Source organism: Pseudodesulfovibrio senegalensis (assembly GCF_008830225.1).
GTDB lineage: Bacteria > Desulfobacterota > Desulfovibrionia > Desulfovibrionales > Desulfovibrionaceae > Pseudodesulfovibrio > Pseudodesulfovibrio senegalensis.
In genome coordinates, this window is record NZ_WAIE01000001.1 from 380,150 (window position 1) to 403,511 (window position 23,362).

The 23,362-nt window shown below is 59.3% G+C and carries 21 protein-coding genes and 2 tRNA genes; 9 read left to right on the forward strand and 14 right to left on the reverse strand.

Features of this window, described 5'->3' with window-relative positions:
• Positions 1–28: 28 nt before the first annotated feature.
• Positions 29–1,837 (reverse strand): lysophospholipid acyltransferase family protein, encoded by a 1,809-nt coding sequence (locus F8A88_RS01740; protein WP_151149259.1) that lies wholly within the window; start codon positions 1,835–1,837, stop codon positions 29–31.
• A 436-nt stretch (positions 1,838–2,273) separates the two neighbouring features.
• On the opposite strand from F8A88_RS01740, the gene groES reads away from it, so the two are divergent.
• Together groES and groL are read left to right on the forward strand one after the other, a co-directional pair.
• Positions 2,274–2,561, forward strand: a complete 288-nt coding sequence (gene groES, locus F8A88_RS01745) for a co-chaperone GroES (protein WP_151149261.1) — start codon at positions 2,274–2,276, stop codon at positions 2,559–2,561.
• Between the two features lie 67 nt (positions 2,562–2,628).
• Entirely contained in the window at positions 2,629–4,275 is a 1,647-nt protein-coding gene (groL, locus tag F8A88_RS01750; RefSeq protein WP_151149262.1) for a chaperonin GroEL, read from the forward strand.
• Between the two features lie 232 nt (positions 4,276–4,507).
• Here groL and F8A88_RS01755 read toward each other — a convergent pair whose 3' ends face one another.
• The 13 genes from F8A88_RS01755 to F8A88_RS01815 all read right to left on the reverse strand — a co-directional run bounded on the left by F8A88_RS01755 (position 4,508) and on the right by F8A88_RS01815 (position 17,322).
• Complete coding sequence (locus F8A88_RS01755) at positions 4,508–6,364, reverse strand: chloride channel protein (protein ID WP_151149264.1); 1,857 nt, start codon at positions 6,362–6,364, stop codon at positions 4,508–4,510.
• The gene (locus F8A88_RS01760; protein ID WP_151149266.1) at positions 6,361–7,338 is read right to left on the reverse strand and encodes a bifunctional riboflavin kinase/FAD synthetase; all 978 of its coding nucleotides are present in this window, start codon (positions 7,336–7,338) and stop codon (positions 6,361–6,363) included. Before F8A88_RS01760 ends, F8A88_RS01755 begins: the two co-directional genes overlap by 4 nt.
• A 63-nt stretch (positions 7,339–7,401) precedes the next feature.
• On the reverse strand, positions 7,402–8,844 hold the full coding sequence (locus F8A88_RS01765) for a beta-barrel assembly-enhancing protease (RefSeq protein WP_241667310.1): 1,443 nt from the start codon (positions 8,842–8,844) through the stop codon (positions 7,402–7,404).
• Between the two features lie 127 nt (positions 8,845–8,971).
• A complete protein-coding gene (gene rho, locus F8A88_RS01770; protein WP_151149267.1) occupies positions 8,972–10,264 on the reverse strand; it encodes a transcription termination factor Rho in 1,293 nt (430 codons plus the stop codon).
• Between the two features lie 316 nt (positions 10,265–10,580).
• The gene (locus F8A88_RS01775) at positions 10,581–11,108 is read right to left on the reverse strand and encodes a CarD family transcriptional regulator (protein ID WP_151149269.1); all 528 of its coding nucleotides are present in this window, start codon (positions 11,106–11,108) and stop codon (positions 10,581–10,583) included.
• A 64-nt stretch (positions 11,109–11,172) separates the two neighbouring features.
• Positions 11,173–11,817 (reverse strand): aminoacyl-tRNA hydrolase, encoded by a 645-nt coding sequence (gene pth / locus F8A88_RS01780; RefSeq protein ID WP_151149271.1) that lies wholly within the window; start codon positions 11,815–11,817, stop codon positions 11,173–11,175.
• Between the two features lie 106 nt (positions 11,818–11,923).
• A complete protein-coding gene (locus F8A88_RS01785) occupies positions 11,924–12,586 on the reverse strand; it encodes a 50S ribosomal protein L25 (RefSeq protein ID WP_151149273.1) in 663 nt (220 codons plus the stop codon).
• Between the two features lie 64 nt (positions 12,587–12,650).
• The gene (locus F8A88_RS01790; protein ID WP_151149274.1) at positions 12,651–13,589 is read right to left on the reverse strand and encodes a ribose-phosphate diphosphokinase; all 939 of its coding nucleotides are present in this window, start codon (positions 13,587–13,589) and stop codon (positions 12,651–12,653) included.
• Positions 13,590–13,616: 27 nt separating this feature from the next.
• Positions 13,617–13,693 (reverse strand) — tRNA-Gln (locus F8A88_RS01795).
• A 14-nt stretch (positions 13,694–13,707) separates the two neighbouring features.
• A complete protein-coding gene (ispE, locus tag F8A88_RS01800; RefSeq protein WP_151149276.1) occupies positions 13,708–14,571 on the reverse strand; it encodes a 4-(cytidine 5'-diphospho)-2-C-methyl-D-erythritol kinase in 864 nt (287 codons plus the stop codon).
• Between the two features lie 44 nt (positions 14,572–14,615).
• Positions 14,616–16,028, reverse strand: coding sequence for a DegQ family serine endoprotease (locus F8A88_RS01805; protein WP_151149278.1), 1,413 nt, complete (start codon positions 16,026–16,028; stop codon positions 14,616–14,618).
• A gap of 247 nt (positions 16,029–16,275) precedes the next feature.
• Positions 16,276–16,890, reverse strand: a complete 615-nt coding sequence (locus F8A88_RS01810; protein ID WP_151149280.1) for a hypothetical protein — start codon at positions 16,888–16,890, stop codon at positions 16,276–16,278.
• A 24-nt stretch (positions 16,891–16,914) separates the two neighbouring features.
• Positions 16,915–17,322 (reverse strand): helix-turn-helix domain-containing protein, encoded by a 408-nt coding sequence (locus F8A88_RS01815; RefSeq protein WP_151149282.1) that lies wholly within the window; start codon positions 17,320–17,322, stop codon positions 16,915–16,917.
• A gap of 387 nt (positions 17,323–17,709) precedes the next feature.
• On the opposite strand from F8A88_RS01815, the gene F8A88_RS01820 reads away from it, so the two are divergent.
• The 7 genes from F8A88_RS01820 (at position 17,710) to infA (ending at position 23,237) form a co-directional block, all read left to right on the forward strand.
• Positions 17,710–17,786: transfer RNA gene (locus F8A88_RS01820), tRNA-Arg, on the forward strand.
• Positions 17,787–18,118: 332 nt separating this feature from the next.
• On the forward strand, positions 18,119–19,072 hold the full coding sequence (locus tag F8A88_RS01825) for a GGDEF domain-containing protein (RefSeq protein WP_170283764.1): 954 nt from the start codon (positions 18,119–18,121) through the stop codon (positions 19,070–19,072).
• A gap of 352 nt (positions 19,073–19,424) precedes the next feature.
• Positions 19,425–20,474, forward strand: coding sequence for a glycosyltransferase (locus tag F8A88_RS01830; RefSeq protein WP_161598305.1), 1,050 nt, complete (start codon positions 19,425–19,427; stop codon positions 20,472–20,474).
• A gap of 282 nt (positions 20,475–20,756) precedes the next feature.
• A complete protein-coding gene (locus F8A88_RS01835; RefSeq protein WP_151149286.1) occupies positions 20,757–22,265 on the forward strand; it encodes a sodium-dependent transporter in 1,509 nt (502 codons plus the stop codon).
• A gap of 2 nt (positions 22,266–22,267) precedes the next feature.
• A complete protein-coding gene (locus F8A88_RS01840) occupies positions 22,268–22,366 on the forward strand; it encodes a MetS family NSS transporter small subunit (protein WP_151149288.1) in 99 nt (32 codons plus the stop codon).
• Positions 22,367–22,670: 304 nt separating this feature from the next.
• Positions 22,671–22,937, forward strand: a complete 267-nt coding sequence (locus F8A88_RS01845; RefSeq protein WP_151149290.1) for an RNA recognition motif domain-containing protein — start codon at positions 22,671–22,673, stop codon at positions 22,935–22,937.
• Between the two features lie 81 nt (positions 22,938–23,018).
• Complete coding sequence (infA, locus tag F8A88_RS01850) at positions 23,019–23,237, forward strand: translation initiation factor IF-1 (RefSeq protein ID WP_147820531.1); 219 nt, start codon at positions 23,019–23,021, stop codon at positions 23,235–23,237.
• Positions 23,238–23,362 lie beyond the last annotated feature (125 nt).

The window sequence follows — 23,362 nt, forward strand, 5'->3', positions numbered from 1 at the left end:
CGCCTTTTTGCGTGAAGGATTCGTCGCGTCAGGCGGCCGGTTGCAGGGGGGCGACCGTGGCGTGGTGCAGGGCCATGAAGTTGTCGGCCTCGGCCTTGCCCATGAAGCGACGCAGTATTTTTGCATCGGTTTTCTTGAGGTCCACCAGAATCAGACCGTCCATGCAGTTGCCGAATTCCGGGTCCACGTTGAAGCCCAGCAGCTTGCCGCCGAGCTTGAGGTACTGCTTGAGCAGCACGGGAATGGATTTGCCGGATTCCACGTCCGTGACCAGCGCGTTGATGTCCGCCGGGTCGCTGAAGGCCAGTTCGGGCACGTCGATGTCCAGCCGTTTGAGTCGCTTGGTGCGCGGCGGCAGTTTGGGGTGCACCTGTCCGGCCAGTTCTTCGAGCGAACAGTGGCGTTTCAGAAAGCCAGCGATCAGCTCGTGGGAAAGGTGCGAATAGTCGCCGGAAACGCTCACGCAGCCGAACAGGTTGGTGTATTGCGGGTGGCGCGTCACATAGGCGGCGATGCCTTTCCAGAGCAGCAGCAGGGGCTGGTAACTGCGCTGGTAGTTTTCGGTGATGAACGAACGGCCCATCTCAAGGGCCGGTTGCATCGTTTCAATGACCCCCGGTTCAAAATCGAACAGTGATGCCGAATACAGGCCCCTGATTCCGTGTTCGGCAAGGACCTTGTCCGCGCGGGCAAAGCGGTATGCTCCGGCCACTTCGCGTTCTTCATGGTTCCAGAGCACGAGGTGATGGTAATAGTCGTCGTAGGCGTCGATATCCATGGGCTTGCCCGTTCCCTCGCCCACGGCGCGGAAGGTCTTTTCGCGCAGTACGCCGATTTCGCGCATGAGCCGCGGGATGCGCTTTGCCTGCGCCGCAAAGACCGTGAAACAGCCGGATTCGAGCAGGATGTTGCTGTCGGGCAGGGCCGCCACTTCGCTGGCCAGTATGTGTCGTGGCCGGGAGTTGGCCAGCGGTTCCAGCGTGCGGGCCGGAGCCTTGGTCGGCAGGATTTTTTTGGCGGGCCGTTTGCGCAGCACATGGGTGCGGAAACGCAGATAGCGCACGGCCTCCCGGTCGTTATCAAACGAGGCCATTTTTTCCGGCGGTATCACGCTGCCCACCGCAATGCGGACAGGGGCCTTGGAGTGCTTGAGATTTTCGTGGGGCAGCAGCACGGTGCGCAAGCGGGGGTGCAGCATGCCCGCCGCCTGAAAAAGGGCGCTGTTGCGGCCCTGAAAGAATACGGGGAGCACGGATGCGCCGGTCTTGCGCGCGATGCCCGCCACCGTGGGGCTCCAGTCCGGGTCCGCCACCATGCGTTTGCGTACGCGCAGGCTGGAAACCTCGCCCGCAGGGAACACGCCCAGCAGGCCGCCGTTCCTGAGCCAGCGCATGGATTCCTTGAGACCGGATATGTTGGATTTGACCGAGCCGCTGGTGCCGAAGGGGTCCACCGCGATCAGGTGCTCGCGCATTTCCGGGATCATGCTCAGCATGTAGTTGGCCATGATGCGCACGTCCGGCCGTATCTGGCGCAGCAGCTTGACCAGCAGCAATCCTTCCACCGCGCCGAAAGGGTGGTTGGCCACCACCATGAGCGGCCCGTTTGCCGGGATGCGCGAAAGGGGTTGGCCGTCCAGCTCGAAACGTATGCCGATGGCATTCAGGGCGCGGTCGATGAAATCGCCTTCCAGTTCGCCCGCTCTGGCGTACATGGTGTTGAGGGTCTTGAACCGGAGAACCCTGGAAAGGGGTTTGCTGACCATGGAAAAAAGCGCGGAGCGCCAGGGGTCGCCGTATGGCGAATCGATTCGGAATATTTCTTCCTGTCGTTGCATGAGGCCTCCATTGACGTGGTTGCCGGGAATGATACATGCGCCGTGCAACGCCATCGTTGCCTTTCTGTGACAACCGGTTGAGCGTTTGTTACGGCTTATCATTTTTTTGCAGTCCGGATAAAGGGCATGCATCCGCATGTCGTCTTGGCGCAAATGTGTGCATCCGCTTGCACGGCAACGACGGGCCCGAGGACAGGAATGCGGGTGTTTTTGAGGCGCGCGCGTGCCCGAAGCAGGGGGGCCATGGTGTTGGATGTATGAAAAAAAAGTTCATGGGTCGGGTTGACACCCGCAAGGCCGTGGTTATGTATTGTCGAGCTTTCCGGCGGAAGAAAAAGGCTGTTTGAGTCTTTTCCGCTGCTCTGGTTGTGCCGCCTTTTGGGCGGCGTTGCTGGTTGATAATTTTAAAATAGAGTCATTCTGGAGGTATAGAGGAATGAAACTGAAACCGTTGAATGATCGTGTACTGGTCAAGCGTCTTGAAGTGGAAGAAATGACCGCCGGTGGCATCATCATCCCCGATTCCGCCAAGGAAAAACCCATGAAGGGTGAAGTCGTGGCTGCCGGGGAAGGCAAGCTGGACGAAAACGGCAAGCGCGTCGCCATGACCGTCAAGGCCGGAGACACCGTGCTGTTTGCCAAGTATGCCGGTACCGAGATCAAGATCGACGGTGTCGAGCATCTGGTCATGCGCGAAGACGACATCCTGGCTGTTGTCGAATAACGGCAACAGGCCTGCATCAATACAAGACACTACGACTTTCAATCCAACCCCATAAGGAGATCAGACCATGGCTAAAGAAATTCTTTTCGACGCCAAAGCTCGCGAAAAACTGAAAAACGGCGTGGACAAGCTGGCCAACGCCGTCAAGGTCACCCTCGGACCCAAGGGCCGCAACGTCGTCATGGAGAAGTCTTTCGGCTCTCCGGTCATCACCAAGGACGGCGTTTCCGTTGCCAAGGAAATCGAACTGGAAGACAAGTTCGAAAACATGGGCGCACAGATGGTCAAGGAAGTTGCCTCCAAGACTTCCGATGTTGCCGGTGACGGCACCACCACCGCCACCGTGCTGGCCCAGTCCGTGTTCACCGAAGGCGTGAAGCTCGTGGCCGCAGGCCGCAACCCCATGGCCATCAAGCGCGGCATCGACAAGGCCGTTGAGGCCATTGTGGAAGAGCTGGGCAAGCTGACCAAGGACACCCGCGACCAGAAGGAAATCGCCCAGGTCGGCACCATCTCCGCCAACAACGACGCCACCATCGGCAACATCATTGCCGAAGCCATGAGCAAGGTCGGCAAGGAAGGCGTCATCACGGTCGAGGAAGCCAAGGGTCTGGAAACCACTCTGGACGTCGTCGAAGGCATGCAGTTCGACCGCGGCTACCTGTCCCCCTATTTCGTGACCAACCCGGATCGCATGACCTGCGAAATGGAAGAACCCCTGATCCTCATCAACGAGAAGAAAATCTCCAACATGAAGGAACTGCTGCCGGTTCTGGAACAGGTCGCCAAAATGTCCAAGCCGCTGCTGATCATCGCCGAAGACATCGAAGGCGAAGCACTGGCCACCCTCGTGGTCAACAAGCTGCGCGGCACTTTGAACGTGTCTGCGGTCAAGGCTCCGGGCTTCGGCGAACGCCGCAAGGCCATGCTCAAGGACATCGCCGTGCTGACCGGCGGCCAGGTCGTTTCCGAAGACCTCGGCATCAAGATGGAAAACCTGACCGTCAACGACCTCGGTTCCGCCAAGCGCATCGTCATCGACAAGGACAACACCACGGTTGTGGACGGCGCAGGCAATGCCGACGACATCAAGGCCCGCATCAAGCAGATCCGCGCCGAGATCGCCGAATCCTCTTCCGATTACGATCGTGAGAAGCTGCAGGAACGTCTGGCCAAGATCGTTGGCGGCGTGGCCGTCATCAACGTCGGCGCTGCAACCGAGACCGAAATGAAAGAAAAGAAGGCCCGCGTGGAAGACGCCCTGAACGCCACCCGCGCAGCCGTGGAAGAAGGCATCGTCCCCGGCGGCGGTGTTGCCCTGGCCCGTGCCTCCAAGGTCGTGGACAAGGTCAAGGCCGTTGACGACGACGAAACCGCAGGCATCGCCATCATCGCCCGCGCCGTGGAAGAACCGCTGCGCCAGATCGCCGGCAACGCCGGTTTCGAAGGCTCCATCGTGGTGGAGAAGGTCAAGAACGGCAAGGACGGCTTCGGCTTCAACGCCGCCACCTCCGAGTACGAAGACCTGATCAAGGCCGGTGTCATCGATCCCAAGAAGGTCACCCGCACCGCCCTGCAGAACGCCGCTTCCGTGGCCGGTCTGCTGCTGACCACCGAGTGCGCCATCGCCGACAAGCCCGAACCCAAGGACGCTGCTGCCCCGGCAATGCCCGGCGGCATGGGCGGCATGGGCGGCATGGGCGGCATGTACTAGGCCTCCCGCGCTCATTACGCGAAATAATAAACGCCCCCGGCTCGCTTCGAGCCGGGGGCGTTTTTTTTGTGCGTATGCGGGGCAATGCGCCCCGAGTCTCCAGCAAGGGATACGAACCGTAACAACTGCGCCCGGCCTGTGTTGTTGCAGGTCGGGCGCAGTACCGAAAGCTTGATGGGGGAGGCTGGGAACGGTCCTTTTGAAAGAGGTTCGTCCCAAACGGCCTGAATGACTACGCGGTCGGGGGCAAGTCCGTTTTCTTAATGGGGAGTTCAGCCTCTTCGGTTTTCATGTCCACCATGGCGTCGTGGTAGGCGTTGAATACGTCTTCACGGTTGAGCAGGCCGAGGAATTTGTCGGTGCTGTCCTTGGTGACCACCGGGATTTGAGCGTAGTCCGTGTCCACAAAGCGCAGAAGCGCCTGATACAGGTCGTAGTCGGGACGCACGTACACGCGCTTGGTGGCCAGGTCGCGTACCACCACGAGGTCGAAGAGATCCTCGTCAAACATCCAGTTGCGGATGTCGTGTATGGAGAGAATGCCCGTGAAGGTGCCCTCCGCGTTCTTGACCGGGTAGAGTATCTGGTTGGAGTTGGCGATGATGTTGGTCAGGGCACGCAGGGTGATGTTTTCTTCCAGCGAAATGACGCGGCTGGGAGAATATACGTCGGAAACGTGCAGTTGTTCCAGAACGTTGATGGTGGTGTCTTCAAGGTGTGCCGGGGAGTCGAACTTGTTTTCCACCTGATGCTCGTAGAGCGAGGTGCTGCGCGAGAGCACGATGCAGATGGCCGAGGCCAGCATGAGGGGCGCCAGCAATCCATAGCCCTGCGTAAGCTCCGTAACCATGACCAGCGGCCCCACGGGCGCATTGGCCACACCCGCAAAGAACGCGGCCATGCCGACAAGAATGTAGGCACCGGGCTGGGTGACGATGTCCGGGAAAAAGTGATGCCCGGCTTTGCCCACGAGTCCGCCGGACATGCCGCCCACGAACAGGGCTGGCGCGAACATGCCGCCGGAAAGGCCGGAGCCTATGGTCAGGGAGGTGGCCACGGTTTTGCCCACGATGATGGCACACATGCTCAGCAACGGCAGCTGGCCCATGATGGCCAGTTCCAGCCAGCCGTAGCCGCCCGAAAGCACTTCCGGATAAAATATGCCGAACAGTCCCATGAGCAGCCCGCCCAATCCCGTGGCCCAGATGAGGCCGATCTTGTCCTTGAGCGGAAAGAACAGGCGGTATTTGAAGGCATAGAATGTTTTGCAATACAGCCAGCCCGAAGCCGCACATACGATGGCCAGCAGGGCGTAGAAAACGAGTTCCCGCGGGTCGTGGAATTCAAAGCGGGGAATGCCGAATATCGGCTCGGAACCGTAGACCAGCGAAAAAACGGAATAGGCCACAACGGAGGACATGATCGAGGGCAGCATGGCCTCGGATTCGAAATCTTCGCGATAGACCACTTCAATGGCCGTGAGTGCGCCGCCCAGGGGGGCACGGAACACGGCCCCGAGTCCTCCTGCCGCACCGGCCAGCAACAGGATGCGCCGCTCCTTTGCCGAGAACTGGAATTTGGAGGCCACCCAGGTGCCCACGCCCGCGCCGAGTTGGGTGATGGGCCCTTCGCGCCCGGCGCTGCCGCCCGAGGCGATGGTCAGGATGGACGTGAAGCCCTTGATGACGGGAACCAGCGGGCGCATGTAGCCGCCCTTGTTGTGGAATGTGTTGATGGTGGCGTCTGTGCCGTCCGTGCCGCCTGTAACGGTTTCCGGGATGAACCGTTGTACCAGCCAGCCCGTGAGCAGCCCCGTGCCGCAGGTAAAGAGCGGAATGATCCACGGACGGTATACATCAGGATGGGCGTGGAACAGGTGCTCACCGGCCGGGTGCGGGGAAACGATGCCGGCCAGCTGGTTCTGTATCAGGAATTTCCCCCATTCGATCGCACCGAAAAAAACGATGGCCGTCAGCCCGGAAAACAGTCCTACGAGAGCGCCGACAACAAGCCAGCGAAACGAGGCTATGCTCCTGTATGATTTAACAAAATCTCGCCAATAGGTGAATATGGGGCCAAGGGGGTTCATTGTGCCGTGTCTTCTATGCTTGGTTGGGTGATTTTTATCCTGCCTTCAGGACGGGCAAGGATTTGCCGACCGATTCCCACGTCGCGCCTGATGCGTTCCTTGAGTTCGTCGATGCCGTTGAATTTGCGCTCATCGCGGATGCGCTGGACGAAATGCACACGGATGTCGCGGCCGTAAATGTCCTTGTCGTAATCAAGGATGTGCGCTTCCACGGAAAGGGCGTCGTTGCCGAAGGTGGGGTTCTTGCCGATGTTGGCCACACCCTCGTGCGCTTGTCCGTCCACCTCGACCCAGACCGCGTAGACCCCGGGCTTGGGAAAGAGCTCGTCCACCAGCTTGAGGTTGGCGGTGGGAAAGCCCAGCAGTTTGCCGCCGCGTTTCATGCCGTGCACCACTTCGCCGGAAACCTGATAGAAACGGCCCAGCAGCGGACGGGCGTCCCAAACGTCGCCGGCTTCCACCAGATCGCGGATGCGCGTGGAGCTGACGATGGCACCTTCGAGCGCCACGGGGTCGAGCCGTTCGACACCAAAGCCGAGACGGTCGCCGATTTGGGTGAGCATGGCATGGTCGCCGGTGCGCCCCTTGCCCATGTGGTAGTCGTAGCCGATGGTCAGTTCCTTCATGTTCAGGCCGTCCACCAGATAGTGTTGCACGAACTGCTCCGGGGAAAGGGCGGCCATTTCGCGAGTGAAGGCCAGCACCAAGGCGACCTGCGGGCCGAACTGGGAGATGAGTTCCAGCTTCTGGTCCGTGAGGGTGATGAACGGGGGCGTCTTGCGTTCGGTGAGCACCCGCAGCGGATGCGGGTCGAAAGTTACAATGGCGCTGGTCAGGCCGCTGGCAGTGGCCTTGACACAGGTGCGTTTGATAAGTGCCTGATGTCCCTTGTGAACGCCGTCGAAGTTGCCGATGGTAACGCTGGCTCCGGCAAGGGCTGTCTTGAGTTCGTCAGGTGTACGAATGACGATCATGTAATATTCCGTCCCGATGATTGAAAAAAGGTATTGCTACTCCAATTCGCATGGGGCATCAAGTCAGGACCCTTTTTGCGTTTTTTTCTGGATAAGCTCTTTGAGTTTTTCGACTTTTTCCTTGTCCTCTTCCGACTTGGCCAATGACTGCGCCTTGGCGGCATGCGCGCGGGCCTTGCGTGGGTGGAGCAGGTAGAGTTCGCTGTATCCCAGATGCAGGTAGCCTCCGAAGTCGTCGCCGGATTCTCCAAGGATCTTGCCGAGGTAGTAGTGGACCTCCGCGTCTTCGGGCACGGCGGCCAGCACCTTGCGCATGGTGGGAATGGCCCGGTTATAGTCGCCGTTTTCGGCCTGAAGCAGGGAAAGGTAGAACAGGGCCAACGCGTCCTTGGGGTCCTTGAACACGGCCTTTTGCAGCAGCATTCCGGCTTTGGCGGTTTGACCGGTCTTGTAATAGAACCGCCCGGCTTCGCGCAGCACAAGCGGGTCGTCATCGTTTGCGGCAAGCGCCTTTTCCATCCATTGTTCGGCTTCGCGGGTCCGCTTGAGGCGCAAGAGCACGATGCCGCGTCCCATGAAGTCCAGCGCGGTGTATTCGCTTTCGGGTTTGGATTTGTATTTGCCCAGCGCGGCGTCTGCCGGAGTCAGCTTGGCCAGGATGATGGCCTGTACGCGCCTGAGGCGGGTGTTGTCGTCCTTGCGCTGGGTAAAGCGTTCGGGCATGCGCTTGATGCGGCCCTTGAGGTAGCCGATGCGCTCGGCAAGGCCCGGGTGGGTCGAGAGGTAGGAGGGGATGTCCCCGCCACCGCTGAACCATTTCTTTTTTTGCATTATTTCGAACATCTGGGGCATGCCGTTGGGGTTGTAACCCGCCTCGACCATACTGTTCATGCCCACATGGTCGGCATCGCGCTCGTCCGAGCGCGAGTAGTTGAGCATGGCCTGCTGGGCACCGGCCTGCGAACCCATGACCAGCGCCTGGCCGAGTTTGCCTGCGGAGTCCCCGCCTCCGGCGATGCCCAGGAATATTCCGGCAACCGCGCCCACCATGGAGGCGATGCCCACGAATTTGGATTTTTCCAGACGCCGGGCCATGTGCCGTTCGGATACGTGGCCGAGTTCGTGCGCAATGACTCCGGCCAGTTCGGATTCGGTTTCCGCACTGGCGATGAGGCCGGTAAAGACATAAATATAGCCGCCCGGGATCGCAAAGGCGTTCAGGGAGTTGTTGGCCAGCACGGCGCTTTTGATGGTGAAGGGCATGGGGCGTTTGGCAGCAACGATTTTATCGACGATGCCCTTGACGTAGGAGTCGATGAGCGGATCGCCCACCACGCCCATCTTGGCGCGAATCATGGCGTCAAACTCTCGGCCCATCTTTTTTTCGTCCTTGATGGACAGGGACTCGAAAAGGGCTTGGGCCGGGGCCGGGGGCAACAGCATCCCGGTTGAGAGTGCCATGACAAGAGCAAATGTGGCGAATCTTCTGAAGCGCATGGGTGTCATGTTGTTTTTCCTGATCACGGAAGGATTGTAGCCATTCCACAGGGATGCGCAAGCATGGTTTCGAAAAAAAACAACGGGACATGGAGTGTCTCCCGTGTCCCGTTGTCGAAGAGCGTTTTTTGCGCGCCTACCTGTTCATCATATCCAGGAATTCGCGGTTGTTTTTGGTGCCTTTCATCTTGTCCACGAGGAATTCCATGGAGTCGATGGCGTTCATGGGGGCGAGCAGCTTGCGCAGAATCCAGACGCGGTTGAGCACGTCATCCTCAAGCAGCAACTCTTCCTTCCGAGTGCCGGAGCGGTTCAGGTCAAGTGCCGGGAACACGCGTTTTTCCGCAAGATGGCGATCCAGATATATCTCCATGTTGCCGGTGCCCTTGAATTCTTCGAAAATGACCTCATCCATGCGGGACCCCGTGTCGATGAGCGCAGTGGCGATGATGGTCAGGGAGCCGCCTTCCTCGATGTTGCGCGCCGCGCCGAAGAAGCGCTTGGGCCGCTGCAGGGCGTTGGCGTCGATACCGCCGGAGAGCACGCGTCCCGAAGACGGGGTCACGGCGTTGTACGCCCGGCCGAGGCGGGTAATGGAGTCGAGCAGCACGACCACGTCGCGTTTGCGTTCAACAAGGCGTTTGGCCTTTTCCATGACCATTTCAGCGACCTGCACGTGACGCTGCGGCGGTTCGTCGAAGGTGGAGCTGACAACCTCGGCCCGCACGGTACGTTCCATGTCGGTGACTTCTTCGGGCCGTTCGTCGATGAGCAGCACGATGAGGTCCACGTCCGGGTTGTTGGCGTTGATGGAGTTGGCGATGGACTGCAGCATCATGGTCTTACCCGTGCGCGGCGGCGCAACGAGCAGGCCGCGCTGGCCGCAGCCGATGGGTGCCAGCAGATCGATGACCCGGGAAGTGTAGTTCTTGTCTCCGTTTTCCATGCGCAGCATGGTGTCGGGATAGAGGGGGGTCAGGTTGTCGAACAGTACGAGATTCTTGGAATGCTCGGGAGCTTCCAGCCCGATTTCATTGACCCGAAGCAGGGCGAAATAGCGTTCACCTTCCTTGGGCGGCCGAATCTGGCCGGAAACCACGTCGCCTTTGCGCAGGCCAAAGCGGCGGATTTGTGATGGCGACACGTATATGTCGTCCGGTCCGGGCATGTAGCTGTATGTGGGAGAGCGGAGGAACCCGAAACCGTCGGGCAGGATTTCCAGAACGCCTTCGCCATAGATTTGTCCGTTTTGCGAGGCACAGCTTTGCAGCAGTGCGAAGATGAGTTCCTGCTTGCGCATGCCGCTGGGATTCTCGACCTTGTACTCGACGGCGAGGTCGGTGAGTTCCTGCATGTTTTTGCGCTTGAGCTCGGATAGATTCATCTTGTCGGTGGAGGCGTCCTTGGGAGTGTCCTTTTTCTTTGCCATGCTTTTGGAGGGTCTCTTTTTACGGTTGTTCACGGGTACTACCACTCGTCTTGTGTGATTGTCTGATGGCCTGCCAGCCGGGCAGGGATATTATTACTTTCCCGCAGGTGCGGGATATGTCCGGTACGGAATTGGTTGCGAGGAAACGTATTCCTGAGTTGGAACGGTTTCTGAACAGAGTGTTCTGGTTCCTCTTTATCTGCCTGTTGTGTGGCGGGGGTTGTCTGTTGTTTGTTTCGGGGTAACGGTTGCCGGAAACGGTAACATCAACGCCCTTAGGGGCGATTACATGAAAGAGAGGGGAATGACAACAGCTTTACTGCTCTTCTTCCCCGTTTTCTTCATCGTTGTCGATGACGTCCTTGAACATGTCCAGAATGTCGTCGCGGATTTCGTCCTGACTGCGATCCACGGCATAGGCCAGCTCCATGGTCACGAGACCCATGGCCTGTTCCTGAAGCCTGCGTTCGCCAAACGAAAGCTCCTTGTCCTTGCCGATCAGGAAAAGTTCCTTGAGCACATATGCGACATCGGAAAGATCGCCGCTTTTCAGCTTTTCGGAGTATTCGCGATAGCGTCTGTTCCAGTTCTGGCCGGTGTAGCCGGTGAACTCGGAGCGGTCCTTGAGGGACTCGAATATGGCTTGTCCGGTGCGGACGCTGCATACGGGGCGCAGGCCCACGTTCGTTGCGTTTGACACCGGAACCATAAGGGTTACGTTGTTGCTGAGAATTCTGACAATGTAGAAGTCCGCAGTGGCGCCGCTGATCTCCTGCGACTCGATGCGCTCGACCTTGCCCACGCCTTGGGAGGGATATACGACCAGTTCGTTGACCTTGAACACGGGATATGGGACTCCTTGAATATACGGTGCTGTAGCGAGAAATGTAAGTATAGCCCAAAGCGGGTCAAGAGTCCACGATTCCGTTCGCGGCGTTTTCCTGACGTGCTGCTTCGGGTTCGAAGCGATGAATGAACTGCTGTGCCTGGCCCATGCCGCGGCGCAGCAGCAGGTCAATGCCTTTGACTGCGGCATTGATCGTTTCCGGGAGAACGGCGGTTTCCGGAGTGCTGAACGTGTCCAGAACCCAGTCGCTGATTTCGCGGTATGGTTCGGGCGGCCTGCCGATGCCCAGCCGCAAGCGGAGGAATCCGGCCGTGTTCAGGCATTGCTGGATTGATTCCAGCCCCCGGTGGCCGTTGTTGCTGCCGCCTTTCTTGATTTTCATGCGTCCTGTGGGCAGGTCCAGCTCGTCGTGCAGCACCAGAACGCTGTCCGGCTGTATGCCGTGGCGTCCGCAGACCTTGGAAACAGCCTTGCCCGAAAGGTTCATGTAGGTCATGGGCTTGCACAAAAGCCGTGTGGCTCCGGCAAAATTGGCCCGCCACAGTTCATAGTCGCCGGACTCGTCCAGCCGGGTCAGGCGCATGCTTTTGCGCGTTTCCCCCAGTTCGAGAATACGGTCGATGACCATGAATCCCAGATTGTGCCGGGTGTCATGATACTTTGGGCCGGGATTTCCCAGGCCGACTATGAGGCATTTGCTGTCCATTGAGGCGAGAATGTCCTAATTCGGGAACCAGTTCAAGCAGGGAGGCAATGAGAAGGTCCCGGAACGGCATTGCGCTCCGGGACCGGATTGTCGTGAATGCTGTCGGCTAGTCTTCAGCTTCGGCTTCGGCCTCGCCCTCGGCGGCCTCGGCAGCTTCGGCCTCGGCAGCTTCGGCTTCTTCCTCTTCGAAGTCGGGAACTGCGCCCGGTTCCAGACAGGTGAGGATGGCGTAGTTGTCCTCGTGGATGGCTTCCACGCCTTCGGGCATCTCCAGATCCTGAACGTGGATCTTGTCGCCCATGTTCAGGTTCTCGATGTTGATGACGATTTCGGTGGGAATGTCCAGCGGCTTGGCGTGGATTTCGCACATGTCGCGGTACTGTTCCAGCATGCCGCCCATCTTGACGCCGATGGAGGTGCCTTGCAGCACGAAGGGAACGGCAACCTTGAGCACCTTGTCCACGTCCACGCCGAAGAAGTCCACGTGAATGGGCAGGGGCTTGACCGGGTCGTACTTCAGACGCCAGATCAGGGCCTTGATGTTTTCAGTCTTGCCGTCGCGGTCGATTTCCAGGTCGATGACCTGGGTGGAACCGGAGGCGGCCCATGCTTTCTGCAGCGGGGTGCGTTCGACCTTGACCGGGATATTCACGCCTTCCTGATTGTAGAAGACGCCGGGAACCATGCCGGTGGCGCGCAGGCGGCGGTTGGGACCTTTGCCTGTCTGCTTGCGTTCGGCCACGGAAAGTTTCAGAAGTTTTTTAGCCATTGTGTTGCTCCTTGTGACGCCCTGGACGCCCCCTTTGGACGCACGGACGCGGTTTGATCAAACCTTAGATGAAAAGAACGCTCACCGACGATTCGGTGTGTACGTTGTTGATTGCTTTTGCCAGCAGGGATGCGGTGGAAACCTGCATGATTTTGTCACATTGCTTTTTGGTCTCGTCCAGTTGGATTGTGTCCGAAACCACAACCTGTGAAAAGGCCGAGTCTTGCAGACGCTGAATGGCCGGCCCGGAAAGCACCGGGTGGGTGGCACAGGCGATGACGTCGCTGGCGCCGTTGTCCATGATCACGTTGGCGGCGGCGCACATGGTTCCGGCGGTGTCGATCATGTCGTCGATGACCACGGCCACCTTGTCCTTGACGTCGCCGATGATGTGCATGGCCTGCGCCTGATTGGGCGCGTCGCGGCGTTTGTCCACGATGGCCAGCGAGGCGCCGAGGCGTTTTGCGTAGGCACGGGCGCGCTCCACGCCGCCCGCATCCGGGGAGATGATGACCATGTCGTCGTCGCGGTGGCGCAGTTCTTCCAGCAGCACCGGGGCGGCAAACAGGTTGTCCACCGGACAGTTGAAGAAGCCCTGGATCTGGCCCGCGTGCAGGTCGATGGTCACCAGACGCTGCATGCCCGCCACGGACAGGATGTCCGCCACCATTTTTGCGCTGATGGGAGCGCGGGGAACCACCTTGCGGTCCTGCCGGGCATAGCCGTAATACGGCACCACGGCGGTGACGCGCGATGCACTGGCACGCTTGAGCGCGTCGAGCATCAGGCAGAGTTCCATAAGGTGAAAGTTGACCGGGGAGCTGGTGGGCTGGACCACGAACACGTCGTCGCCGCGCACGTTCTCGCCGATTTCGATGCGAATTTCACCGTCACTGAATGTTTCGCGAAGCACGGGGGAGAGCTTGCACCCCAGATGTTCGCAGATGGCTTCGGAAAGCTGTGTGTTCGCGGAACCGCTGATGATCTTCAGGTCGCCATGCATGGCCTTGTCTCCAGAGAAGAGGAAATTTGGCTGGGGTGGAAGGACTTGAACCCTCGAATGACGGGACCAAAACCCGTTGCCTTACCGAACTTGGCTACACCCCAGCATCTGGGAAAACTCAGTACCTATTCATATAAAGAAGCGCTGCGTCCTTGCCGAACGCCCGTGCGGCCTCTGCCGCTTCGCGCTCATGACGGAACAGGCCGAATACGGTCGATCCCGACCCGCTCATGGCCGCCGCAATTGCGCCGGAGTCAAGGAGTTTGTCCTTGATGGCCCGCAGTTCCGGATGTTTTTCGAACACCGGCGTTTCAAAATCATTGAACACGTCCTGCGGCTGAACGGGAAGTGAGTTCTTATTATTTGATTCCCATGATGTCAAGCGCGGGCGCAAGGCCACGTCCCGTCCGGCATTCAGGGCGTCCCACCGGGCATATGCCCACTGGGTGTTCACGTGCACGGGGGGGCAGACCAGCAGCAGATGCAGGCCTTGAATACCCGGATCAACCGGGGTCAGGTCCTCGCCGATTCCCCGCGCCAGACAGGGCCGGTCCTGAAGGAAAAAGGGGATATCCGCGCCGAGCCGGGCGGCCAGTGCAATGAGCGCATCCTTGCCCAGCGAGTTCCCGCCGGCCTGGGTGTTGAGCCATTTGAGCAGCGCTGCCGCGTCGGTGCTGCCGCCGCCGAGCCCCGCGCCCATGGGAATGTTCTTGGTCAGCCGGACGCGGATGCCGGGCCGGAAGCCCGTGTTGCGGCCAAAGGAGTCCCATGCCTTGTGCAGCAGGTTGCCTTTGGTTTCCAGTTCCGGGAATTCCGGGCAGACGATTTCCATGCCGCTGTCCGCAGGTGATATTTCCAGCGTATCACCGGGGGAGGGCACGGGCAGGAACAGAGTGTTCAACTCGTGGTATCCGTCTTCGCGAACTCCGGCGATGTGCAGGAACAGGTTGATCTTGCAGGGCGCGGTCAGTGTGGTGCTCATGATGAAAAAAAGGCCGGGACCCGAAGGCCCCGGCCGATGTTGGATTATTTGTCGATGGGCAGGGCGATGAAGATGTTCTGGCCCTGTCGCTTGAGCAGGAACATGACGGCTCCGCGCGACTTGCTGCCCTTGACGATGGACTCGAGTTCGGACGCGGAATTCACGGGCTTCTGGTTGGCCTGCATGATCACGTCGCCCTGGCGCAGTCCTTCCTCGGAGGCCGTGGAGCTTGGGTCGATATCCACGATGACCAGTCCTTCGGCCTTTTTGAGGCCAAGCGCCTTGGCTTCCTGCCTGTTTGCCACAGGCCGGACCTGCATGCCCATGACCGATGCGGTCTGCGGCTTGCCGGGTCTTGCCTGCGCTGCCGAGGCCGTGGTCCGTTCGCCCAGGGTCACGGTTCTGGTCAGCTTGCGGCCGCCGCGCCAGATGGTCAGGCGGGCCTTGTCACCGGGCTTGAGCGTGGCGATCTTGCGCAGCAGTTCGGCGTTGTCGGCAACGTCCTTGCCGTTGACGGCGATGATCACGTCACCCTGCTTTACGCCGGCCTGGTCTGCCGGATCGCCTTCGAACACGCTGGCAACCAGTGCGCCCGCAGGTTCCTTCATGCCCAGTGCCTTGGCATCGGTTTCGCTCAGCCCGCGGATGCTCACGCCGAGCCAGCCGCGCTGGATGGTCTTGCCGCTCTTGAGCTGCTCGATGATGGCCTTGGCCCCGCTGCTGGGGATGGCGAATCCCAGCCCCTCGCCCGAGGGAATGATGGCGGTGTTGATGCCGATGACCTTGCCGTCCATGTCGATGAGCGGACCGCCCGAGTTGCCCGGGTTGATGCTGGCATCGGTCTGGATGAAGTTGTCGAACGGGCCGGCGCCGATGATGCGTCCCTTGGCGCTGATGATGCCTGCGGTGACCGTGTGACCAAGGCCGAACGGGTTGCCGATGGCCACGACCCATTCGCCCACCTTGGCGTCATCGGAATCGCCGAACTCCAGCACCGGCAGGTCCTGATCCACGTCGATCTTGATCAGGGCCAGGTCGGTTTCCGGGTCGCGCCCGATGATTTTTGCCTCATGGGTGGGGCCGCCCTCGCGCAGGCGAATGGTCACCTTGTCCGCGTCCTGAATGACGTGGTTGTTGGTAACGATATATCCGTCCGGGGTGATGATGAACCCGGAACCGAGGGAGCGTTCCTTGTGCGGCCGGTTGGGCTGCTGTCCGAAGAATTTGTCGAACTGGTCGAAAAATTCGCGGAAGGGATGGCCCTCGGGAATGGGCGCCTGGCGGATCAGCGGGTTTTTCTGTTGCTCGACGACTTTGACCGTGCTGATGTTGACCACGGCTCGCCCTGCGCGCTCGGCAAGGTCGGTGAAGACAGGCAGGCTCGATTTCGCCCGGGCCTGAACCGGCACGGCAAGACAGAGAATGAGTGCCGCCAGCAATATGTGTTTACGATGCATTGTACCTCCGGAAGGCTGTGGGAAGCAGGAATTTCGGGCTTTTTCGGCCCGGTGAAAAGTATAGGTCTTTTTCGCTGCTTGTAAATAGGTTCCGTGCAATTTGGTGGTGGGGATTCTGTTTTGTGCTGTTGGTGCCGAGGCGAACGCATGTGACGTGGAGGAAGGGCGGTGTATTGTTTTGCCCCGGCACCGGGGGGTGCCGGGTCCGCAGACCCGGCACGGAAGCTTTCCGGCGGGAGGTTTTTCCCTAGGTGCGCGCGTAGCTGCTTTCCAGCTCGATGGCGTCACCATGGCGGATGGCCCGGATGTTGGCCACGTTTGCGCCCGCGTTGAAGGTCAGCTTGAGCGGTCCGACCTCGATGTTGCTGCTGATGACTTCACCGAGTTCCACATCGCGGAACAGGGCCGCGTAATAGACCGGGGTTACCTTGAACTGCGCGCCTGCATTGCTGAGCACGTCGCGCTTGAAGGCCGCGCCGCGGCCGGACATGCCTACGCCCGGGTTGGCGGTCAGGCCGGACTTGTTGTTGATGACGATGTGGTCGCCCAGTTCGCCTTCGAGGCGACCCACGTAGTTGAGCTGCTGCACGCCCTGTTCAAAGATGATGTCCCATTCGGTTCCCAGCGAGGTTTCAAGCACCTGCGAGGCCGTGTATACGCCCAGAGGGGCGAGCTGCCGGTAGTCGGCGATGGCCACGTTGTATTTGAGATCCCAGGTCACGCCGCTGAACCCGCTCTGGGGAACCGCCGTCTTTTTCCAGGCCACGGTGTCCAGCCCCACGGAGCCGGGGAGCTTCTGGTAGACGGCCATGGTCCACGTGCGGTCCGAATCGTTCTGGAAGTTGACGTAATACTTTTCCATTGCTGTTCTCCTTGTCTGTTGAGGTTAGGTTCGTTTTCCCCTGTTGTTCGTTTCCCAGTCGGTCAGGATTCGGCCTGCCGGGTGCGTCCGGACGTGCTTTTTGTATTTCCCCGGCGGGACGATGAACGTCCTGCGAAACTTCTTTCTGAAATGGTTGACCTTGGCGATACCCATGCCCGTGGACAATTCCTCGATGGTGGGAAACTGTTCGCGCAGGAGCAACACGCGTGCGCGGAACATTTTTTCCCGCTCCATGTATTCCGACAGCTTGGTGTTCGTGACCTTGCGAAACAGGGTGGAGAGGCTGCATTCGTTGATGCAAAACGATTCGGCGATGGAGTAGCGGGTCATCTGTTGGAGCCGTTCGTGACTCGCCGTCATGATGTACAGGGCGACTTCTTCGACAAGCTTATGGGCATTGCGTCTTTTCATGCGTGCTCACTCTGTTTCGGTGCGACAGGTACGTGGATGTCCGTGTTGATTTCGAGCTGATTATAGCTTGATCGATATGGCGCGGTAGTCCCATTGTGTTGTGGTGAGGGGGTGTATGGAAGTTTGTTTTTGTTGTTTTTTTTCGGGTACTGTTTTTTGGAGAAGAATGGGCGGCAAGGCGTATGTATAGCTTTTGCTATACAGAATGAATGCTTGCGGGTACATGATAGAGATGCGCAATGGGCTGAACAGAAGGGGACTGTTTTCCTGATCGCGACTGCGGGTGGCGTGCATTGCGGCTGAAAGAGGCGTTGCGCAGGTGCGGGCCGGGGAACCTTTTTGCCTTGACCTCTCGGACAAGCCCGTATATCTAGCCTGTCATCATTCGGCCCCGTAGCTCAGGTGGATAGAGCACAGGATTCCTAATCCTGGTGCCGCAGGTTCGAATCCTGCCGGGGTCACCATAATGATAACAACCCGCCCGCATGTTGCGAGCGGGTTTTTTTTGAGCAGGTTCGACAATTGCGCAGGAGGGCGCAATTGGACGGTGGAGCATTGCGACACCGCCCGCAGGGCGAGGGCCAGGACGGCCCGAGTCAATCCTGCCGGGGTCACCATAATGATAACAACCCGCCCGCATGTTGCGAGCGGGTTTTTTTGTGCAGGTTCACCTTTTGGGGGCTGTTCTGGTGCACATTTCCGAAAAGAGGCGCCGATTACTAATTGATTGCAGAAGAAAGGCCGTATTTAATTGATGCAGATTGCAAACAACCGCCGACAATTACATGAGGGTGCGATGGATATGGAATTCTACAAGGACGTGCTCGAGTCCCTGACGGACGGTGTCTATTTTGTGGACCGGGACAGGGTGGTGACCTTCTGGAACAAGGGCGCCGAGCGCATCAGCGGCTATTCCGCGCAGGAGATCGTGGGCAAGAGCTGCGCGGACAACTATCTGCGCCACGTGGACGATGACGGCAACGAACTCTGCCTGCAGGGGTGTCCGTTGGCCGCGACCATGGACGACGGCCAGTCCCGGGAAGCCAATGTGTACATGCATCACAAGTTCGGGCATCGCATTCCCGTTTTTGTGCGCTCGTCGGCCATGCGCGATGAAAAGGGCGAGGTCATCGGCGCGGTGGAGGTCTTTGCGGACAACAGCAGAAACGTAAGCATCCTCAAGGAAATGGAAGAGCTGCGCAAGGAAGTGCTCACCGACCAGCTCACGGGCGTGGGCAATCGCAGGTATGCGGACATCATCCTCGAGCGGCTGGATAACGCCATGCGCGATCATGGCGTGCCGTACGGGGCGCTGTTCGTGGACATCGATTTTTTCAAAACCGTCAACGACAGCTGGGGTCATCATGTGGGCGATCGTGTGCTGAACATGGTGGCGCAGACCCTTTCGGGCGCATTGCGGCCTCTGGATTCGGTGTGCCGCTGGGGCGGCGAGGAATTCGTGGTTTTGATTTCCAATGTGGAAGACCCCGGTCTGGGCACGCTGGCGGAGCGGCTCCGCATGCTCGTGGAGAGATCGTGGGTGGACCATGAGGACGGAACCATCCGGGTGACTGCATCCTTTGGCGGGGCTGTCGCCGGGCAGGGAGATACTCCGGAAGGCGTGATCGCCCGCGCGGATGGTCAGCTGTATCTGAGCAAGGATTCCGGTCGCAACTGCGTGCATATCAATCACAAAAAGACATCGGCGGGCCTGCCAGCAAAAGCGGGGAGGAGGGAGGAACAAGGATAACATCCTTTATTTTACTATTCCCCGCGCCGACAAGCGCAGAATGGATTCTCAAGGCCTACGGCCTTGAGCCGCCGGAGGCGAAATCATTCCATAAATTCCGCCGCAGGCTGCCGAGGAAAGCCCGATTGCGGCGTTGGTGTAAAAAGAGCAAACCATCGCGTACGTGGAGTTCGCGTCGGTCTTGTTTTTTTTTCGCCTTGCACCCAGACCTTTCCCATCAGCCTGCCGGAGTATGCTCCGTGATTAATTTTTCCTCCTGCACGCCTCTCCCCGGCACTGGACGCAGGCCGGGCTTTTGTGGCAGATGTCCGGGGTGCCGTGGCATGAAGCCCGGTGCGCAGAACCGGAGGACATGGTGCGCATAGCCTGGGTCAATGCGACAAAGAAATGGGGCGGGGTCAAGACATGGTTTCTGACCTTTGCCCGCGAGATGCGCGAGCTGGGGCACGAGAATTTCGTGTGGGCCCGGCCCGGCGTGTTTCTGGACCGTTGCCGCGAGGAACTGGGACACGGCAAGGCCGTGTCGTTCGGCCCGGACTTCAACCCGGTTTCCATAGGCCGGTTCATGGCCGCGTTTGCCCGCGCGCGCATCGACGTGCTGGTCATCAACGTGGGCAAGGATCTGACCACGGCAGGCGTTGCGGCCCGGCTTTTGGGCATTCCGGTGGTGCAGCGCATCGGCCTGCCCGGAGACATCGCGCTCAAGGAGCGCACCCGGCGTGTACACCAATGGATTCGCCCGCATTTTCTGTGCCCGTGCCGCTTTATTGCGGACGGTTTTTTGCGCAACCTGCCCTATGTGCGGCCCGAGGACGTGCATGTGGTGCTCAACGGCAAGATTCCGGCCCGGTCCTGCACGCGGCCCGGCACTCCCCGTGAACTGGTCATGACCGCGCAACTCATCAAGACCAAACGGCACGAGGTGGTGCTGGAGGCCATGCAGGGACTGGAGAACTGCCGCCTGAACATCGTGGGCACCGGCGACCGCGACGAGGAACTGGCCGCCCTGAGCCGGGAACTGGGCGTGGACGACCGCGTGGTCTTCAGCGGGTTCAGCAAGGACGTGGAGTCCGTGCTTGCGCGTTCGGACGTGTTCGTGCTGTCCTCCACGAGCGAAGGCCTGCCCAATACGCTGCTGGAAGCCATGGCCTGCGGCGTGCTGCCCGTAAGCCGCGACGTGGGCGGGGTGCGCGAAGTCTGGCCCGACGAACTGGACGAATTTCTGCTGCCCGGCAATGCCGGTCCTGCCGAGTTCCGCGATGCCCTGCGTACGGTCGTGGCCCTGCCGGACGAGACCCTGCAAGCCCACAAGGAACAGGCCCGCACCGCGTGCGCGGAGCGCTTCCACCTCAAAAAACAGGCCCGCCGGTTCGAGGCGTGGCTCGAAAACCTGCCGCGCTGATTTCCCTTTCGCTTTTGCTTTTTTTCTTTATTTTTTGGTTAAATACCTAATTAGTCGTTTTTCGTGAAACAGCGAGAAAAATACATCGTTTGATCTATTGGGCCTAACAAGGGTAGGTGTTTTCCGCTTTTCCCAGAACAAAACGCTTTTTTTGACGTGGACAATCGTCAAAAAGGTCATTATGGGTGTCGGGATTCCGTTTTGAGTAAACCGTTGTTGCTTTTTTTTTGATTCATCAGGGGCGAACAGTGTTTTTGTTCGCAAAGAGAGGAAAACAGACTCATGCAAAACCGTGAAACGTGGAGTTCACGCGCGGGCTTCATCATGGCCGCTGTCGGTTCCGCTATCGGCCTCGGCAACATTTGGCGCTTCCCTTACATGGCGTATGAAAACGGCGGGGGCGCCTTTCTGATTCCCTACCTCATCGCCATGGTCACCGCAGGCATTCCGTTCATGATCATGGAATTCGGCCTCGGCCACAAATTCCGCGGCTCGGCGCCGAGGATTTTCTCCTCCATTTCCCGCCGCTGGGAATGGCTGGGCTGGCTGCAGGTTTTGGTGGCATTCGTCATCGCCACGTACTACGTGGTGGTCATCGCCTGGGCCATGTGCTATTTCGTGTTCTCTTTCTCGCAGGCCTGGGGCGCTTCCCCGGCCGACTTCTTTTTCAAGGACTACCTGCACCTGACCGGCTCGCCGCTGGAACTCGGCTCCATCAACATGCCCGTGCTCGGCGCTTCCGTGCTGGCGTGGGGCGTGACCTTCATGGCCGTGTTCTCGGGTGTTCGCGGCGGCATCGAGCGCCTGAACAAGGTGTTCATGCCGCTGCTGTTCGTGATGGTGCTGGTGTTCATCGGTCGCGGAGTCATGCTGCCCGGCGCTGCCGAAGGGCTGCAATGGCTGTTCCGTCCCGATTTTTCGGCCATCCTTGACCATCAGGTCTGGGCCGATGCCTATGGCCAGATTTTCTACAGCCTGTCCGTGGGCTTTGCCATCATGCTGGCCTATTCCAGCTACCTGCCCAAGAAATCCGACGTGAACAACAACGCCACCATGACCGTGTTCATCAACTGCGGGTTCTCTATGCTGGGCGGCCTCATGGTCTTCAGCGTGCTGGGATACATGGCCGCGCAAAAGGGCGTTGCGGTCAGCGAAGTCGTCAGTTCCGGCGTGGGGCTGGCCTTCATCACCCTGCCCACGGCCATCAACCTGATGCCCATGCCCGTGTTCTTCGGCGCGCTGTTCTTCCTTGCGCTGACCGTCGCGGGGCTGTCCTCGCAGGTTTCCATTACCGAGGCCGTTGTCTCCACCATCGTGGACAAGCTGGACATGACCCGCAAGGGCGCCTCCGTGGTCGTCTGCGTTCTGGGATTCCTGATCAGCGCGGTTTTTACCACGGGCGGCGGACTGTTGCTGCTGGACATCGTGGACCACTTCATCAACAACTTTGGCGTGCTTTGCTGCGGACTGCTGGAAATCGTCATGATCAGCTGGTTCTGCAAGCTGGGTGACCTGCAGGAACACGTCAACTCGGTCTCCGAATTCCGGGTGGGTACGCTGTGGCAGGTCTGCCTGCGTTTCATCGCGCCGATCATGATGACCTACATGGTGATCATGAATTTCTACACCGACCTGACCAAGAATTACGGCGACTATTCGGATACGGCCATCATGGCTTTCGGCTGGGCCGTGCTGGGCGTGAGCCTTGTGCTGGCATTCGTGCTGCCGAGCAAGGAAATGGCCTTTGCCGGATACTCCGGCTCCAACCGCAACTTCCTGAGGAGGGGCTAGTCATGACTACCGGAGCAATCTTCATGCTTGTTTTCGGGCTGGGTATCACCTGGGGCGGTGCCGCTCTCTGCATTCGCAAGGCCATAACCTCCCGTAAGTAGCCGAACCGCAATAACAACGGTTTTCAGGGCCGCCTCAGCGATGGGGTGGCCCTTTTTTGCAGGGCCACGCGGGGCCTGCCGCACAAATATGGATGCCGGAATCCTTGACGCGGACAGTGCCGTGCGGTAGGGCTTCATGCACAAACCAGCAACGTCCACGGGGACGTGGCCTTTTCAGGGGCCATGCTGGTATTTGCTTGATACCGGCCGTACAGCAGGCGATGTTTTCGTTTTCGTGCTCATGTTCATGGGTGACCAATGGGCTCCGGTCGGGTGTTCACTTTTTTGATTTGGAGTTTTTTCAATGGCCAAAAGCATTTATGTTGGCAACCTGCCCTGGAGTTCCACCGAAGACGAAGTGCGTTCCGCCTTTGCCGCTCATGGTGAAGTCCTTTCCGTGAAATTGATTGAAGACCGTGAAACCGGCCGCCCGCGCGGATTCGGATTCGTGGAGATGGAAGACGAAGGCGCTCTGGCCGCTATCGACGCCCTGGACGGTGCCGATTTCGGCGGACGCAATATCAAGGTCAACGAGGCCCGGCCCCGCGCCGAACGCAGCCCTCGCTGGTAGTTTCGCTTTTTGCATGGTTACGGCCCTGCCTGTATTGGGCAGGGCCGTTTTACGGATATATTTCAAGAACAAGGAGTCTCAATGGCCAAGGAAGAAGGCATTCAGGTCCAGGGCACGGTTGAAGAAGCCCTGCCCAACGCCATGTTTCGTGTGCAGCTCGAAAACGGGCACGAAGTGCTCGCCCATATTTCCGGCAAGATGCGCAAATTCCGCATCCGGGTCATGCCCGGCGATACCGTCACGGTAGAGCTTTCCCCGTATGACCTGACCCGCGGTCGCATCACCTTCCGGCCCCGTTAACAGGCTGCCTTGAAACGGTGATCCGCCGCATTGCGGAAGAGATCGGCAGCGGGCCTGCGAACATGCAGTTCCGGTCCGGTACTTGTTCGCATTGAGCTTACAGCCGTTTTGGGACCGTAGGAAAA